Annotated in this window: 9 protein-coding genes and 1 pseudogene; 4 read left to right on the forward strand and 6 right to left on the reverse strand. The window is 65.6% G+C overall.

All coding sequences use genetic code 11. From position 1 onward, the window contains the following. The first annotated feature begins 226 nt into the window (after positions 1-226). Together ACIQ7Q_RS34050 and ACIQ7Q_RS34055 are read left to right on the forward strand one after the other, a co-directional pair. The gene (locus ACIQ7Q_RS34050; RefSeq protein WP_403871062.1) at positions 227-811 is read left to right on the forward strand and encodes a S1 RNA-binding domain-containing protein; all 585 of its coding nucleotides are present in this window, start codon (positions 227-229) and stop codon (positions 809-811) included. Positions 812-841: 30 nt separating this feature from the next. After that, a pseudogene (locus tag ACIQ7Q_RS34055) lies at positions 842-1,760 on the forward strand (IS5 family transposase). Between the two features lie 255 nt (positions 1,761-2,015). Here ACIQ7Q_RS34055 and ACIQ7Q_RS34060 read toward each other — a convergent pair. The 4 genes from ACIQ7Q_RS34060 to ACIQ7Q_RS34075 form a co-directional block, all read right to left on the reverse strand. Further along, on the reverse strand, positions 2,016-2,450 hold the full coding sequence (locus tag ACIQ7Q_RS34060; protein ID WP_403871064.1) for an Imm1 family immunity protein: 435 nt from the start codon (positions 2,448-2,450) through the stop codon (positions 2,016-2,018). After that, positions 2,447-8,848 carry an RHS repeat-associated core domain-containing protein gene (locus ACIQ7Q_RS34065; RefSeq protein WP_403871134.1) on the reverse strand — a complete coding sequence of 2,134 codons (6,402 nt, stop codon included), beginning with the start codon at positions 8,846-8,848 and terminating at the stop codon, positions 2,447-2,449. The genes ACIQ7Q_RS34060 and ACIQ7Q_RS34065 overlap by 4 nt, the downstream gene beginning before the upstream one ends. Before the next feature lie 246 nt (positions 8,849-9,094). Beyond that, positions 9,095-12,763 carry a LamG domain-containing protein gene (locus ACIQ7Q_RS34070; RefSeq protein WP_403871066.1) on the reverse strand — a complete coding sequence of 1,223 codons (3,669 nt, stop codon included), beginning with the start codon at positions 12,761-12,763 and terminating at the stop codon, positions 9,095-9,097. Positions 12,764-14,036: 1,273 nt separating this feature from the next. Then, positions 14,037-14,192 (reverse strand): hypothetical protein, encoded by a 156-nt coding sequence (locus tag ACIQ7Q_RS34075; protein ID WP_403871145.1) that lies wholly within the window; start codon positions 14,190-14,192, stop codon positions 14,037-14,039. A 166-nt stretch (positions 14,193-14,358) separates the two neighbouring features. Between ACIQ7Q_RS34075 and ACIQ7Q_RS34080 the strand changes: the two genes are divergently transcribed. After that, positions 14,359-14,820, forward strand: a complete 462-nt coding sequence (locus ACIQ7Q_RS34080) for a Rieske (2Fe-2S) protein (protein WP_403871069.1) — start codon at positions 14,359-14,361, stop codon at positions 14,818-14,820. Here ACIQ7Q_RS34080 and ACIQ7Q_RS34085 read toward each other — a convergent pair. Continuing rightward, complete coding sequence (locus ACIQ7Q_RS34085) at positions 14,807-15,457, reverse strand: cysteine hydrolase (protein ID WP_403871072.1); 651 nt, start codon at positions 15,455-15,457, stop codon at positions 14,807-14,809. The two genes, ACIQ7Q_RS34080 and ACIQ7Q_RS34085, sit on opposite strands and share 14 nt — an antisense overlap. Before the next feature lie 175 nt (positions 15,458-15,632). On the opposite strand from ACIQ7Q_RS34085, the gene ACIQ7Q_RS34090 reads away from it, so the two are divergent. Further along, entirely contained in the window at positions 15,633-16,100 is a 468-nt protein-coding gene (locus tag ACIQ7Q_RS34090; protein ID WP_403871075.1) for a pyridoxamine 5'-phosphate oxidase family protein, read from the forward strand. Here ACIQ7Q_RS34090 and ACIQ7Q_RS34095 read toward each other — a convergent pair. Next, entirely contained in the window at positions 16,089-16,991 is a 903-nt protein-coding gene (locus ACIQ7Q_RS34095) for a LysR substrate-binding domain-containing protein (protein ID WP_403871078.1), read from the reverse strand. The two genes, ACIQ7Q_RS34090 and ACIQ7Q_RS34095, sit on opposite strands and share 12 nt — an antisense overlap. Between the last annotated feature and the right edge of the window lie 11 nt (positions 16,992-17,002).

Below are 17,002 nucleotides of genomic sequence, written 5' to 3' on the forward strand. Positions count from 1 at the left end.
CGGAAGCTCCGCTGCAGCACCAACCGCATCACCGCGATCGTCCAAGCCGTCCTCGTCCTACATCACGCGGCAGCCTGAGGTTGGAAAAGGCTCAAGATATCGCCCGTAACGCCCACAACGCACATAATGCGCACGCGCAAAACCGCAGGTCAGGAACCGGACTGCGGACGGTGGCTTCAGCTTGAGGGCATGCTGGTACACGACGTCGTGTGCCAGGGTGGCGGGCATGGATTGGCAGTCTGAGAGCCCGGAACTTTGGGCGTTCCTGGAGTCCCTGCACCGCGGCGACATCCTGTCCGGCACCGTGGCGGCGATCGAACGGTTCGGGGTCTTCGTGGCCCTGGACGAGGGGCCTGGCCATCCCACCCTGCCCGGTGTCGGGTTCATCGTCATCCCCGAACTGTCCTGGCGGCACATCGATGCTCCCACAGATGTTGTCCAGGTCGGGCAGCGTGTCTCGTGCGAGTTTCTCCAGTTCGACACCTTCAACGCGGAGGCCAGACTGTCCTTGAAGGCACTGCAGCCCGACCCCCTCCAGTCCTTCGCCGACCGCACCGTGGTGGGCCAGGAATTGCGCGGGACGGTCCAGAAGGTGCTTCCCATCGGCATCTTCGTCGACCTCGGGGACGGAGTTATCGGACTGGTCCCCTTCAGAGAGGTCGACGGCCGGCCTGCGGCAAGTCGGGCAGAAGACTTCGAGGTCGGGGAGGAGCTCGCCGTCGTCGTCACGGAAATCGAGCGGCCAACCCGACGGGTGTTCCTCTCCAGGCCAGAGAGCGCCCGACACGAGGGCGTCGTGCTACCCCTGTGACCGCCCCATTTCCGCTTCGTTGATCTGAGCATGGGGCGGGGTGATCTGAGTGATGCGGAGTGGGAACGTTTGCGGCCGTACCTGCCGGTCAGCAACAGGCGTTGTGGCCGGTGGCGGGACCATCGGCAGGTGATCGACGGGATACTGCACCGGGTGCGGACCGGCGTGCAGTGGCGTGACCTGCCCGCCCGATTTGGGCCATGGAAGACGGTCTACGAACGGCACCGGCTGTGGTCGGCCGACGGGACGTGGGAGCGTCTGCTCCAGCAGGTCCAGGCCGCCGCTGACGCCGCAGGCGAGATCGACAGGATGTCTCGGTCGACTCCACCATCGTGCGGGCGCATCAGCATGCTGCGGGGGACCCACCGCCGCCCGCCTCAAAGGGGGCCGAAGGGCCAGAACATCAGGACGAAACGCCGTGGCAGAGCCTGCACGCCCGCCTGGTGGAGGTGGTGCGGGAGGTGAGGGCCTGGGCCGCTCGCGCGGCGGCTTCACCACCAAGCTCCACCTGAGCGCAAATGCCCGCTGCCGCCCGCTGTCCCTGATCGTCACGCCAGGTCAGAGGGCGGACTGCACGCAGTTCAAGCCGGTTCTGGAGAAGATCCGTGTCCCGAAGATCGGGCCGGGCAGGCCCCGCAAGAAGCCCACAGCGTCGCCGCCGACAAGGCCTACAGCAACCGACCCTGCCGCGAGTACCTGCGGCACCGGGGCATCGGACACACCATCCCGGAGAAAACCGACAGCCAGGCCGCCCGGCTCCGCAAAGGCTCACGCGGCGGCCGGCCACCCGGCTTCGACGAAGAGCGGGACAAGAGACGCAACACCGTCGAACGGGCCATCAACCGGCTCAAGCAGCACCGAGCCGTGGCCAGCCGCTACGGATAAGCGCGGCTACGTCTACCTCGGCACCGCAACCGCCGCTGCCCTCACCATCTGGCTCCGGACATGATCGACCGGACAAGTCCTGATTGTCGGCCCCTTTGGTGACTGATCCGGCTCTCGGAGCGTCAAGCGAGCGTCACAGAAGAGAACGCCGACCGCTCGCCGAGGATACACAGCGCGGATGACCACGTACACCATCAGCCCTCGCCACCAGCCCCCAGGGACTGTCCCCGCATGCGCGGGAACGGCCTCTGCGATCTAGCCGACCTCAGGAAAGGAATCCGCGAAGATATCCACCCTCTGACCGGAATTCAGGGAGTCGTCAGATTCCCGGCTCCTCCTGCCATTCGATACACGTAGGGCGCCGCCCGCCAGAGAGAAGAAATTCTTTTACCGCCTCACGCACGAGGGGGAGCGGAATTTCCGCCGCGGCGGGAAATTCCGTTGGATTTTCCGCAACGTGATAAACGACCTCCCCCTGCACCTTCGAAGCACTCGTCGAGATGTAGTTCTTGTCGTCAACGAAACTCACGATCCCGACCTGCCGCTCCCCGTTGGCACCAACCAGGAATTCGTGGTCTGGAAATCCCGAAGGGAGGTCTTCGCGCTGCAGACTCTGAAGAACGGCCATGCTCTCAAACTCCGCCCCGAAGGCAAGGGAATCAATCAGCGCATCGACGTCCTCTGGTGAGGAAATCAACGCCGGCTCTTCTGCATGCTGTTTCTTATAGTAAGCCTGCACTTGAACCTTCGTCATTTTCCACCCATCCCTACGTGCCCGTTCCCATACGTGTGGGAAGCGAATCCACCTTTCCCGTTCGGCCAGTGTACCGTCAGCTGGCGTTTGCCGAGCATGGTGTTGAGGACAGCATCACACCCCATCGGCTGCCTACAAGGTCCAGCGGAGTTGTTGATTACAACCTCGGCCTTCTTGATGCCATCACGTATCATGACCGCAACGAATTTTTGTTCGACATCGCTAGCGGTGCCCGAGGTTGCTGCCCCCCTCCTGATCCCTACTTCCTTGAGCCTTTTGTTGGCGATCTCCCACAACTCATTGTCGATTGCCTTGTTTCCACTGTTTACGAGGTAGATCCGCCCGTCGGGAGCAGCTCCTAGACCCTGAGTCTTGCCGCCCTTCTTGAAAGGCAATGCCTTGATTGTCGCCTTCATGCCCTTCAGCAGGTTCGCGAAGCTGATGGCTGCACTGGCGCGTCCCGCGTTGGCTATTTGACGGGTGGGGCCTCCTGGCCCCCAAGGCATGACGTTCTCGTTGTACGGGCCATAGTCACATGTGCCGTCCACGTTGCACATGAGGTGCATCTCAGGCGGCCCCATGCCTAGAACTTCATTCCAGAACCATTTAAGAGCGGGTATTATTTTGTCGATACCTGCATCTTTGTACGGACCGGGGGTCGGCTTCGGCCCGGGGCTAGGGCTGGGGCTGGGGAGTGGACCATCACTACTTGTAGTTGCTGTGCCGCCACTGCCGCACGAGTAGTAACAGTCGCTGCCTGAGTCGGGCTTGGCGTCGGGGTAGCCGTAGTCCGGCTCCTGATGGCCGAGTTTCCCACCATCGTCGGGCATGCAGCGGCCGTTGCCGGGATCGATGCAGAGTCCGGTGGGGTCCGAGAAGGTCAGAGGGTTGTTGGCTGCGTAGCTGTAGCCGTTGAGGGTTTGCGGTTTGGCGACTTCCAGGATGGGGTCGGCGCTGATGAATTGGCCAATGGTGGCGTCATATTCGCGGGCGCCGATGTGCGTAAGGCCCGTAGTCTTATCGTTGACCTTGCCGAGAAAGCCCTTGTCGTCGGGCCAAGTGCCGGTGGCCTTACCTCGCTCGGCGCCGAACGTCGTTGTGTAGCGCTTGCTGACGCCCTGGCTGTTGTCAGCGCTGATAGCAAGGGACTGGCTGCCGTGGTGGTCACCGGCGAGGTAGGTGAGTTTGTTCGTGCCGGATTCATTGGAGCGGAGCGCAACGGTCTGGTCTGCGGCGCTGTAGTAGCGCTGGGCCCACGTGGTGCCGTTCGCGCGCAGGTGAAGTTCGGTGGCGCCTGTGTACAGGACCCGCTCGCCGCTCTGGGTGTTGCGGATCAGCAGCTCGCCGCCGGCGTCGTAGAGGTAGTCGGTGGCTTTGCCGCTCTCAATGAGCTTGCCGAGTTTGCCTTCCTCGGACCAGGTCAAGTCCTGGGTGGCTGAAGCTCCTGGGCGTTTGGTGGTGTTACCAGCGGTGTCGTAGCCGTAGGTCTTCTCGAGTGCGGCGCAGTCAATCTTGGTGGTGGTGCCAGTCAGGGTATGCGGCTGGCTGGTCTGGGTGTAGCAGTAGGTGCTCTTGGTATCGCCCGTGGTCTTGTGGATGGTTTCGGTGGTGCGTTGGCCGGCCTTGTTGTACGTGTAGCTGGTCCAGTACGGGGCCGGTCCTGACAGGCTGCTGGCGCTGCGCGCGTCGGAGCACTTCTGGGAGCTGGGGGTCCAGGCTTCGATCAGGCGGCGGTGGCCGTCGTGGGTGAAGCACTGGGTTTCGGCGCTGCTTGCGCCGCCCAGTGTCGTCGGGTCGGCGACGGAGGTGACGTTGCCGGCCTGGTCGTAGGTGTAGTTGAGGTCCTGCAGCTGGTAGCCGTGGGTGTCATCGGTGACAAAGCTGCGGGTGAGGCGATCGGTGCCTTCCTCGTACCTGTTGTTGATGTAGGACTTCTTGTGGTCTGCGGTGTTCGCAGTTCCCAGGGTGAGCTGTGTGGGCTGGCCTAGAGGTGAGTAGGCAGTGTTGAGGAGGTAGCCGGTGGAGCCGCCGACTGAGGTGAGCTGTCCGACGTTGTTGTAGCCGTATTCGATGATCTCGGAAGGCAGACCGCCCAAAGCCGGTACCTTGGCCGTCTTAATGGTGTTGTCGAGGTTGTAGGCGGTTTCGAACTCCAGCGTGGCCGGCACGCCTGCCTTGACGAACGGGTCGTCGGCGGGCAGTTCGAGCTTGTTGGCTACCGGGCGGGACAGGCTGTCGTACGCGGTGACGGTGTCGGTGTACGCCTGACCACTCTTGCCGCCGACGAAGCGGGTCGAGCTATCGGGCATCCCCTTGAGCAGGATGTCGTAGGAATAGCTGGTGAGCTGGTTGGCGTCCGTCTTGGAGCTTGCCCAGGTACCGCTCATGCGGCCGAGTTCGTCGTAGCCGGTCAGGATCGACTTACCGCGCGAGTCGGTGGACTTGATCGCCCGGTCGAGCAGGTCGTACTCGGTGGTCGCGGTGCCCTTGTCTGGATCCTTGGCCATGATTTGCCGGCCGAACAAGTCGTAGGTGTAGGACCACTTGGCGTCGTCCGGGCCCGTGATCTGGGTGTTCTTCCCGTCCCGGGTGTATGCGAACTTCGTCGAGAGGTAGGAGGTGCCAAGGCCGTCGCCGTACTGGGTATCGGCTGGGGACTCGCCGCCGTACTCGCGGCTCTCGATCGTTCGGCCGCGGATGTCGGTGATGCTACGTGTTGCGGTGCCGCCGTTGAGGGCGGTGGAGGCTGTGGAGTCGCCCGTGTAGCTGGTGGTGGTCGACCACTTCTCGACGCCGAAGATGTGCAGGGTGGTCTTGGTGGCCCGGCCGGCGCCGTCGAAGACCGTGGCGGTCTGCGTGGGTGCCTCGCCGTATTCGGCGCGGGCGTAGGTGCCGTTGGGAGTGCTGGTGGTGTCGAAGATGTCCGCGTACGTCTCGTAGGCCAGGCCACGGGTGTCGTATCGGGTGTCGGTCAGCAGCCGTCCCCCGTTGGGCGTTTCGCTCTGGGTCTGAAGCGGGCGCAGCAGCGCGTCGTAGATCGCGTAGCTGGTGTTGTAGCTTTCGCCGTTCTTCTGCAGCGTCGAGGTCGACACCCAGGACCGTGTCTCGTTGCTGATGTTGTACGCGAACTTGCTGGTGGGGCTTTGGCTGCCGCTTGAACGATTGGGCAGCCACACCTGGGTGAGCCGACCCAGTGAGTCGTAGGTGACTTCGGTCTTCTTCAGGTTCGCGTCATAGGTGCGCAGGGGCTGACCGCGGCGCGGGTCGAGGAAGGTGGTGGTCTTGAAGCCCTTGGGATCGGTGACGATCGTCTTGGTGAGCGGTCCTGAATCGGCTGGCGTGTACGCGGTGGTGATTGACTTCCCGTCCGCGTTGGTCACCTTGAGGGGACGGCCGAGAGTGTCGAAGTCACTGGTGACAGCGGACGTGGTCGTCTGCCAGCTCGGTCCACCGGAGGTGTAGCTCTTGGCACGGCCGGTCCAGGTGGGCAGGGCCTTGGTCGGCTTCATCGATTCCGCCCACGTGGTGGCACCGTCGTAGGCGGTCGCGGTGTCGGACAGGACGTCTCCGCGGCGGGCGGAGTCGGTGGGCAGGTCCAGTGCGGTGTCAGCGACCGCGCATTCCTTGCCCACGGTGCGGGTGCGGGAGACGAGGCTGTTGATGCCGACATCAGTGTTGCGGGCGTACCAGGTGCGGGTGCAGGTCTCGTCGCCGCCAACGCCCTTTTGCCCGTAGTCGTCATACGAGGTGACCAGGCCCAGTGCGTCGTAGCGGGTGGTCGTGACGTGCGTGCGCCAGGTCTTGGGCGCCGTCAGGTATGTGCTTTGGTAGGCCGAGTTGGGGCGTACCCAGCGGGCAGTGTGATCTGTCGCGTCAGGCACCGACTGGGTGGCAGTGTTCTTGTACGTGTAGTTCGCGTAGGAGGTGGAGATGGGCTGGCTGCCGTTGTAGGTGACCTTCTGCAGCAGCTGCCCGGAGTACTGGTCGCTGTCGGTCAGCGCGGGGAAGTCGACGTCGGTGTCCAACAGAGGATCCACCGACACGGACTTGGTGGCGCCGTCCTTTTTCTTGTCCCCGTGCATGCCCAACAGGTAGCGAGAAACGGTCTTGGAGCGCGTAGTGTTCAGCGCGCCAGCGAGGACGGTGACGTCCCGGTAGCCGCGCCACTCGGACCAGGTCCGCTCGTCCTTCGGAGTGAACGGATCGTCGCTGTGGTGCCACGCGGCACCCGCGTAGTCGTAGGCGTGCTCGACCGTCTCGTTCTGTCCGGTCGGATCCGCCACCCCGACGGCGAGGACCCGGTATTTGTGGAACCAGTCCACCGACGCCTCGGAGGCGCCGTTGATGTTCCAGAACTGCGGATAGCAGGAGCGGGTATTGGTGTCCTGAGCGGCGCTGAGGATCTCGCTGCGCTTGCACTCCGGCTGTGACAGCGTGACCGTGGTGATCGCCCCCGTCTCGGAGGTGATCGTCTCGATGCGGTGCCGCTTGAGCGGCAGGATGTCGTCCGTGCCGTCCACCCGGTTCGGGCGCAGCTGGTAGGTGAAGGTGACGGGGTCGACGTCGATCGCGGTATCACCGGTCTCGCCGGTCCGCTTGATCGACTTCAGGACCAGTACATGGTCGGTCGTGTCACCGATATCCCCGGCGTCCTGGTACTCCTGGATCAGCGCCCAGGAATCCACCGGATCGTACGCCTTGGACGTGGCGTCCCACGAGTGGGTGCTGATACCGGTGAGGCGCTTGCGGGAGAAGAAGGAGGGTCCGGCTGCGTTGCATTCAGTGTCGCCATTGGTGCAGATGGCATCGAAGGGTACATCCGGCCAGTTCTTGGCCGTGTCCTCGGTCAACTCCGCACAGTCGGTGGCGGTGCAACGCTCGGCATGTGAGAACGCCACCTTCGCGTCCGCGTCATCGGTGAACAGCGCACCCTTGCGCAGCCCGTACTTGATCTCCTTGAGGTAACCGCCGCGGACGTAGTACGAGTTGGCCGACTCCGCCTTGTTCTTCTTGTAGTAATTCGATTCCTTGGCATACCAATAGGTGGCGGCATTGCCGCGGGTATCCTCGACATAGTCGAGGTTCCACCGCCACGCCTGCACCAAGGAGCGGTCGGCAAACGCGCTGCCGTTGTCGTAGCCGGGCTCACCGGCATCATCACCGAAGACCGGCACAGTCCAGGTGGAGTTGGTGCGCTGATCGGCTGCACCGTCGAGCTTGTTCAGGCCGAAGAGGTACTTGGTGCCGTCCCCGGTGGTGACGGTCCAGTACTCACCGTCATTGTCTCCGTTGTCGGCACCGGCGGAACGCTTCACAGTGGAAGCGTCGTCGTTCTCCAGGCGCCATTCGCCGGTGGTGTTGTCCTTGATGATGCGGCTGGACTTGCCGTTCAACACGATGCGGGCGTTGTCGTACTTCCAACAGCGGTCGAAGATATCGGTGTGGCCGTCGTCGTCGCAGCTGCCATAGCTGCGCTCGATGTAGGACTCGGCCAGGGTGAAGCCTTCACCAACCGCGGTGCCCTGGTTGTTGGTAGTAGCGGTGCGGCCATCAACGCTGCCAGAGTCGTACGAGAGAGCCAGACTCGGTGCCGGCCCGACAGCAGCCTGTGGCATCGTGAAGCCGTAGTTCCAGGTGAACGCCCCGGAACTACCACCGGCTTCCCAGGAAGACGAGGGGGACAGTTCGGTGGCCGAGTAGTCGCCGATGCCCTTGGGTGACTGGCCCGCACCTGCAGCCGTGGCGGTGACCGCGAGAACGGTGAGGCTTGTGGGCTCGTCCTTCGAGACCAGTTGGGAAGAGGCACCGCTTGGTTTGGTTTCGGCGAGCGGGACCTGGGCCGACACCGTCTGCATGGCGAGGTCGTTAGCCGAGAGAAGTGGGGCCTGCTTGCGGCATTCTGCCTTTTGCGGGGCGGTCAAGGCGCAGGCCGGGAGCTGCACAAGGCGCAGCCGCTGACCCCAGCCACCGCCGATCATGGAAGCAAATTCGCTGTAATCGACGACGACTTCCGCCGTACCGGCAGTATCGGCACTGGCGGTGAGGAGCACTCCGGTAATACCCGCCTGGCGGGCGGCCTTCTGGTCAAGGAGAGTGAAATCCACGGATCCCGCGGCCGCCGACATGCTCCGGCTCTTCACCGGCTCCGCGGCCACCGATGTACCCGCGAGGTCCGCTTTGGCCGGTTTGTTCGAGGAGAGTTCCGCGGTGGCCGTGTCGGGCTTGGGCCAAGCGGCTGTCTGCTCTTCCTTAGCCTTGCGGGCCCGCTGTTCGCCGGCCGTCTTGCCCTCCGCGACCTTCTGGCGGGCCTTCTTCGCGCCCAGGCCCTTGACTTCTTCGACCTTGCTCACGCGCGGCTTGGGCACATCAGGGCGCCCCAGTCCCTGTTCGTCGGCCATCGCGGCCGGCAACTGACCGACCGGGGCCAGCAGCGCCAGCGCCACCGTGGGCACGACGAGGCGTCGCCCCCACCGTCGCGCGTTCCCCGCACCTCGTCTTGAGGTGCCTATGCCAAACACCATGAGCTTCGTCCCCACCCGGTTCGCAAGAGTTTGAAGATCAATCAAGTTCTGAGCAGCGGCCGGGAGCATGCGGCCGTGCGGTGGTCGGGCAGCCGTCAGGGCTGCCCGACCACCAGTTGCAGGTCAGTCGCCCACCGTGGCCTCAACCTGCCCGGCGCTGGCCATCGCGCCGGCCCACAAGCGCACGTCAGAGATTCGGGCGGGCAGGAAGTGCTTCCAGCCTCCGCTCGCGTATGCCTTGCCGACGGCGAACTCGCCGCTGCCGATCTGCGCGGTGTACGCCTTGGCGTCGCCGTTTTGGCTGTAGCCGAGGTAGAGGCTGATCGTGCCGTCCACCGAGTCGTGAACACCGGTCAGCCGCGCGACGCTGTCCACGCTCGCCGTCTCTTCCGAGGTCACAGAGGAGAACCTGCCGTCGGACTCGAGCCGCCCGAAGTGCCACTTGCCCTCCGGCACGGTGATCTCCTCCATGGTTTCCTCGTCCATCACGGTCTTCTTGCCCGTGAGTTCGAACCACAGACCCCATGCGGAGCCGTCCGGTGTGCGCTGGCCGGCGACCTGACCGATGTAGCCCACGTCCTTGGTCAGCAGCTTCGCTCCGTCCAGGGTCACACCGGTGGTCACCGTGAACGAGCTGCTGCCGTCGACCAAAGGACCTGCAGCCGTGGCCGTGTCATCGACGCCGTCGAGGACGATCTCCTCGTCGGTGACTGCGGCGCCTCCGGCCAGAACGAGGCTCTTGCCGTAGGCGGAGACGGTGTCCTTGATCGTGCTGCCCTCGACGCCGCGGGTGGGGTTCCAGTCCGCAACCAGCTCCACTCCGGCGAACTGTTCCGAGACCAGCAGCTTGGCGTCCTTGGCGATCTCCTCTGACGTGAGCATGCGCTGCCAGACCGTGACCTCGTCCACCACGCCATCGAAGTAGTCGACGTAATTGCCGCTCCACTTCGCCCTGCCGATCTGCAGGCCACCCGTGGCCGACCAGGGCGCACCGGCATCCACCTCGGACTGGAACACCCCGTTGACGTAGAGGCGCACCTTGTTGTTGGGGGCGTCGAAGCTGGCCGTCAGATGCGTCCACACGCCCGTGGGGCCGGTCTGCTTGGCACGTGCCTTGTTCCAGGTGTAGGCACCGTCCTTCACGGTCAGCACCCGCAGGCTCCAGTCCTTGATCCCGTCTGCGCCATAGGAAACGTAGAACGGGCTGATGTTGCCGCCGTCCTGACTCAGCACGGTTTGGGTGCGCGTCGTACCCGGCGCCACCCGCGCCCACACGGAAATGGTGTACGAGGAGCGGGTCTCCACCGTGGGGCCGCTGGTCGACGCATGGCCGGCGGTGCCGTCCAGCATCAGGCCCTTGTCGTCGACCGGGGTGGCCAACGGCTGCCCCTGAGCGTCATGAGTGATCAGACCGCGCCGCCCGTAGTTCGGCCGACTCGCACCAGTGCCCAGAGTCGCGTCGTCCCTGCCGTCATCGGTGGCAGCGTCGACCGCAAGGCCGTCGGCCTCATCGAAGTGATAGCGCGCAATCGGCCCTGCTCCGGCAGCGACCAGGAAGTCGACCGCGTTCCAGGCGCCGTAGCGGCCCACATTGTCCTTCGCCCGGACCCACAGCGTGTACGTGCCCGCCTGCTGCGGGGACAGTGGCACGCTCGCCGTCGAACCGCTGACCGTCGGCCAGATCGTCATCCCTGACAGCGTGTACTGATACGACACGATGCCCGTGTCACCCGCGGCGGCCGCGAAACCGAACGTGGCCTTCTGCCCCGGACCGCCCAACGCCTGACAGTCGTTGGGCAGACACTCCTTGTACGGGGCACCGATAGTGACCCTCGGCGCCTTGGGCGCGGTCGGGTCGACCTTGAAGTAACACCAGCTGGACGTCGGTCCGCCTAGGACACTGTTCCCGCCGTTGTAGTACGAGCGTACCCAGGAGCGGTACCGGTAGAGCTTGCCCTCGGACAGCGTCGACCAGGAGATGGTCTGCTTCATGCCGTCCCCTGCGTAGCCGGTGGAAGGCCGGACATCGCCTGCTCCCGCGGTGGTGTCCGACCATGTGCCGTCGGAGTTCTTGTGGTCGATGTCGAAGTAGATCCGCAGCTGTGCGTCCGCCTCACCGCCCGCCTTGGTCTGCGTCGTCGCCGTCAGCGCCGGGGTGGGGTCGGAAGCGATCGTCGGGTTCGACTCGGTGGTCGAGCACACCGTGCCCGAACCAGTCACCAGGCCACTACCGGTCGGCTTGTCCGGGATACCCACGAAGGACACCTCAAGGACGGCATCGTTCTTGAACCGCTTCCACGCCGAGGTGTCCGACTCGTCATGCGCCCGGATCTCCAGCGTGAGCCGGGAGAACTTGCCCGCCGCGAAGTCCTTCACCGTCGGGGTGAGGTTCTCGTTGGCCTCCTCCGGGTTGTCGTTGAACTCGACCGCCGCGTCCGGCAGCCCAGGACTGCACAAGTCCCCACGCCCCGCCGAGACGTGGCGGTCACCCATCCAATCCAGCTCCTTGGGCCGCGAGGACCAGGTCGTGGAGGAGGAGATGTTGTTGGTGCGCACCAGGTCCACCCAACGCGGATCGCACTGGAACGCCCACGGCTCGGTCACCCGGAACGTCGCGTCCAGGACATGCTTGCCCTTCAAACTCGCCGGCGAGAACTCGAAGTACAGCTTCTGCACATACCCCGGACCGCAGTAATAGCCAGCCCAAGTACCACACTTACCGGCACCCTTACCCATGTCGTCGTCGCCGTTGCCCCAGCCGTACGACTCGTAGCCGTCCGACCGCAACAGCGTCCGCTCCGACTCACCCCAGGTCACCGATGGGTCGATGAACAGGGGAAACACCGATGTGTCTTTCTCGGCAAGGAGCTCGGCGTCGGGGACGATCGACAGGGAATCCTTGCCGACCTCCACATCCATGGTCGCTACCTGATCGCCCTGCCCCGGCTCCACACCGGACCCGGACGGGGCCGACTCAGCCGGGTCGGACGGGCCCGTCTCATCCGCCACCGCGCGTGCTGCCTGAGGCGCAGACGGCTGCGACAGCGCCTTGCCGGCCGAGTTCCACATCCGCGCCGGCGGGGCCTTGAACACCGTCTGGCCATTTGGGTCGACCGCGGCCAGGCTCCCTGATGCGCCTTCCTGGACCTCAAGCCCGCTCGTCTTCAGCCCGAAGGTGAGCTCCTTCAGCTTCTCGCCGGCTGCAGCCTCAGGGGTTTTGACAACCAGGACGTGCTGGAAGCTCTCCACCGTCGCGGTGACCTTCAAGTCCACATCCGGCAGCACGTTCGCGTAGACGGCACTCGCGCCGTCGAGCTTGGGCTCGGGCAGGCTGCCCGGCCAGCTCAGCTCGATCGAGCGGCCCTGGCTGGCGATCCGAGCCAACGGCTCCTTTCCACCGGCGGAGAACACGATCTGCGGAGCCGCAGCCTTTGGAGCGATCGAACCATCCTCACGCTTCTCCAACGTCGCATCCGGCTTCTCCCAGCCGCCACCCGGCTTGGAGACGCGCACGGGAATCGACGACTCCTGCAGGGTGAAGGTGTAGCCGTCCGGATTGGCGTAAACCGTGGTCCGTTCGGAGCGCTGCCCCGTCACCTCAACACGGCTGCCGGACTCCTGCGCCTCAACGAGTGCCCTCTGCCCCTCCGACAGCTCTTCGGAGTCTGCCGTCGACGCTATGGCTTGGGCCGCAGGCGGCTGCACCAATGCCGTGGTCAACAGCGCCGCAACCGCTGCGCCGATCACGGACACCCCGCGGTACGTCCGACTCCCGCGACGACGCTTGGGCATGACTGTGCCCCCCGCCCCAAAATACACAGCCCCTACCCCAGAGTTTCATAAGTTTCACAAGTGGCGCAGAGTTAAAACCGTTTACTCGACGGAGTCAAGCGCACCGTGTGTCCAGGAGTATCGACACACAGCCTCAGGCAGGCGAGTTCACGTAGATTTATAAGGTTTGCTGCCGCTCCCACATGCGCCCTTGGGAGACAGCTCTGCGTAACCAGCCAGCCGGAACCAGAAGGCACAAAGCTCCCGCCAGCCAGCTTCCATCTCGGAAATAAGCTCGCAAAGTTGGACTGAACGCTTCCGCGGCTCTGTGAGACCGTGAACCCCGTCACCTGCCGAAGTAACACTCCGCAATCCGGCGTTGAGGCTTGCCAGCGACAAGGCGGCCGACTGTCGCAAGGCCGGTGACGGCCAGTACGACGAGCTGCCCGTCGTGTTGGTCGTCGCCTTGCAGGGCTACCAGGAAGCGCATCAGTCCGTTCAGGGGCTGCCGTATTGGCAGCGGCCACCCTCCCAGGCGGCCAATGTCCCAACTTGTGGGCGGCCCCCGGCGATTCGTTCGGCGCCTTGTTGGTGCTCTCCGAGGCAGCCGCAGGTCGCTACGAAGTTGCAGTCCCTGGCTCCGGCACTGAGTGCTCATGTTCGATCACGTCAGGACAGTCGGTCCGGTGGTAACAGGCCCAATTCGCGTGCGGCGGCCAGATCCTCGTACGCCTTCGTCCGCCCAGCGTGAACGCCTGGACAGACCGAATCGTCGGGGCGGGGATGCTCATTCCTCGGGGTGCTCTGGCGCCGGCGTGTGCCCGGCCGCGCTCAACCGTGAAGTCAAGCGGGCATCGGTCTGCCGGAAGATCTCCAGCTCGTCTGTCGGACCCGCCGGCGGGGGTTCGTCACCTCTCACACACGTCTCACCATCAGCGTTGACGCACCTGAACCACACTGAGCTGACCTGGTCTCATGCGCCTCCCATGCACCACTTGGACCGCGCAGGACGCCATCACAACCTGTGCCATGTGGGACCGGAAACCGCCAGCGTCTGCCTCGCAAAGTCAACTCCGTCAGCCTCTGACGAGGGCGGCCACGGCGCGCCGTGATCACTCAGCGTGCTGGTTGTACAGCCAAACGAATGCCCGCCCGGCCATGTCACAGTGCTCGCGGCACTGGTACCTCTGGGGAGAATCTGGGGAGTATTCGAGGGCTTGGGGAGTGCGTGGGGAGAATCGGCTGCATAACGCAGCACGAAACTCAGAGACACTGAAAGACACATCCACGCAGGTCAGGGGCCCGTAGAATCACAGATCCGCAGGTCGCGCCACCAGGTAGACAACTTCATGACGTACGTGCCGAGATCGTCGGCCTCGACGATGCCGGGAAGCGAACCGCCTTCACGCAGTGGCGTGACGTAGCGGGTCGCGGTGACTTCGGAAAGCATTCCCCCACAGTAACTTGAGCGTGATCACGGCCCGGCCCGATCCGGCGGAGGAGAAGGCGGTCGGGCTCATGAGAAATCCGTGAAGGCCTGAACGGCGTGGCGCCGCGCCCCGTACAACAGCAGGAACCGGCCGGTACGAGGGCCGGACAGTGGAGAGGGAGCCATCATGACCGGATCGCAGGGGACCGCTCGGACCGTGGCGCGCCGTACCGTCGTCGCCGCGGTGGGAGGGGCCGGTCTCACCGTCGCGCTGACCGCGTGCGGCGGCTCGGACGACACGGTGCAGACCGGGTCCGACAAGCCCGCGGGAGACGGCGGCGCGGCCGGGTCCGGGGGCGTGGCGGGAGGCACCGTGATCGCCAAGACCGCCGACATCCCGGAGGGCGGCGGCAAGGTCGTCGGGGACGTGGTGATCACCCAGCCGGTGGCGGGCGAGTTCAAGGCCTTCTCGTCGAAGTGCACACACCAGGGCTGCGCAGTCAAGGACATCGCGAACGGCACCATCAACTGTCCTTGCCACAACAGTCAGTTCGACGCGTCCGACGGAAGCGTCAAGGCGGGCCCCGCGACCGCGCCGCTGCCGCCCACCTCGATCACGGTGGAGGGCGACTCGATCAAGCTCGCGTGATGCGGCGGTGGTCCTTCCAGCATGACAGCACGTCCTCGGTGGTGGCGATCGTCGCCACGAGCGACAGGGTGTTGCGGATCATCGCGGGGGTGTACTCGGCGGGCACCCCCGCGATGGCGTCCGCCACAACGACCGCGGTGTAGCCGAGGTTCACCGCGTCGAAAACCGCGCAGGGCACGGCGATGTTCGCCGAGACGCCGGTGACGACGAGGGTGCGGCAGCCGAGGTTGCGCAGCAGCGGGTCGACGTCCGTGCCGGCGAGGGGCGAGAGCCCGTGCAGTCTGCGCACGACGATGTCCTCGGGCGCCACCTCGATCGGCGGGGCCACGCGTACCGCCGCCGTGCCGGTGTGCTGTTGCACCGGGAGCCGTTCCGCGGCCCTGAACAGCCGCGCGTTGCGGTTGGACCCTCTGCCGTCGGGGCGCCGCTCGGCCACCGCGTGCAGCACCTGCGCCCCGGCGTCGTGGGCCGCGCCGACCAGCCGGGCGACGTTGCGCAGTGCGCCGGACGAACTCGCCTGCGCGGCGAGTTCCGGGAGGGCGCTGTCCTTCCCGACGACGCCCTCCTGGCATTCGACGGTGAGAAGCGCGGTGGTGGACGCCTCGAGCTGTTCCCTGAGCTGCTCGAAGGACGGCATGGGGGCCTCCTGGTTCTCGCCTCGGGGCGGGCACGGAAGCGCGACGACAGGTTCTCGCGTCCGGGCGGCGCGGGAGCGCGACGGTAGCCGCCATTGCGTGCCGGGGGAAGACACTCCATGCTTACCGGCAGACATTTCTGACGCCCAGTCAGTTCGCCGAGCCGGAGGGCCGCAGATGACCGCCACACAGCGCCGGGGGCGTCGCATCATGATGACTCCGGGCGAACTCGACGCGTTCTTGACCGAGCAGCGGAGCTGCCGCGTCGCCACCGTCTCTCCCGACGGGCGGCCGCATGTGAGCGCCCTGTGGTTCGCCTGGGACGGCACCTCGCTGTGGCTCTACTCCCTCACCCGCAGCCGCCGCTGGGCGGACCTGCGCCGTGACCCCCGCATCGCGGTGGTGGTCGACGACGGCGAGGAGTACGGGGAGCTGCGGGGCGTCGAACTGTCGGGCACCGCCGTGTTCGTCGGCGAGTCCCCCCGCAGCGGTGAGGACTGCCCCGAACTGGCCGTCCCGGAAGCGCTGTTCGCCGCGAAGAACTTCGGCCTGGACACCATGCCGCACGACGGCCGGCATGCCTGGTTGCGGCTCACCCCCGACGCGATCGCGTCCTGGGACTTCCGCAAGCTGTCAGCCCTCTGACGCCGCGGCCCTGTTCAGCGCGTCGACCGCCGCCCTGATCGACGGCCTGCGGTCGGCGTCGATGCGCCACACCGCATACACGTGGCGGAGCATCTTCTGCCGTACGGGAACGAGCGCGACGCCGTCGGGAACCGGCCCTCGACCGAGGCGCGGCGCGACGCAGACACCGAGACCCGCGGCGATCAGGGCCAGCTGGGTGTGGTGCTCGCCCGCGAGGTGGGAGATCCGCGGCTCGATGCCCTTGGAACGCAGGGTGAAGACCAGCCACTCGTGGCAGAACTCGCCCTCCGGCCAGGAGACCCACTCGTCCTCCGCGAACTCCTCGAGGTCGACCTCCGCGCGGTCGGCGAGGGGATGATCCGACGGCATGGCGATGTCGGGGGCGTCGTCGATCAGCTGCGCCTGCGCCAGTCCGCCGGGCACAGGCAGCCGCTTGTTGCTCCAGTCGAGCACCACGGCGAGGTCGAGATCCCCGCGGATGACCGCTCTGATGCTCTGCTCCGGCTCCAATTCCCTTGACAGTACCCGCAGTTCCGGATGGTCCCGGCGCAGCGAAGACACCGCCGCCGGGAACAGCCCGCGGGCGGCGGTCGGGAACGCCCCGATCCTGACCTCTCCCACCACCTGGCCGCGCCGGGCCTCGATGTCGGACTGCGCGAGCTCGACCTGGGACAGGATGCGCGCGGCGTGATCGGCGAGGAGTCGGCCGGCGTCGGTGAGGCGCACCCCCCGCCCGTTCTTCGCCAGCAGCTGCTGGCCGACCTCCCGCTCCAGCTTCGCCATCTGCTGGGAGACGGCCGAGGTGGTGACGTGCAGCCCGTCGGCCGCCGCGCCGACCGATCCGTGGCGGGCGAGGGCGTCCAGCGTTCGCAGGCGCTCCAAATTCAACATGTAAGCAATGC

It is taken from the genome of Streptomyces sp. NPDC096176 (assembly GCF_044763255.1).
Lineage (GTDB): Bacteria > Actinomycetota > Actinomycetes > Streptomycetales > Streptomycetaceae > Streptomyces.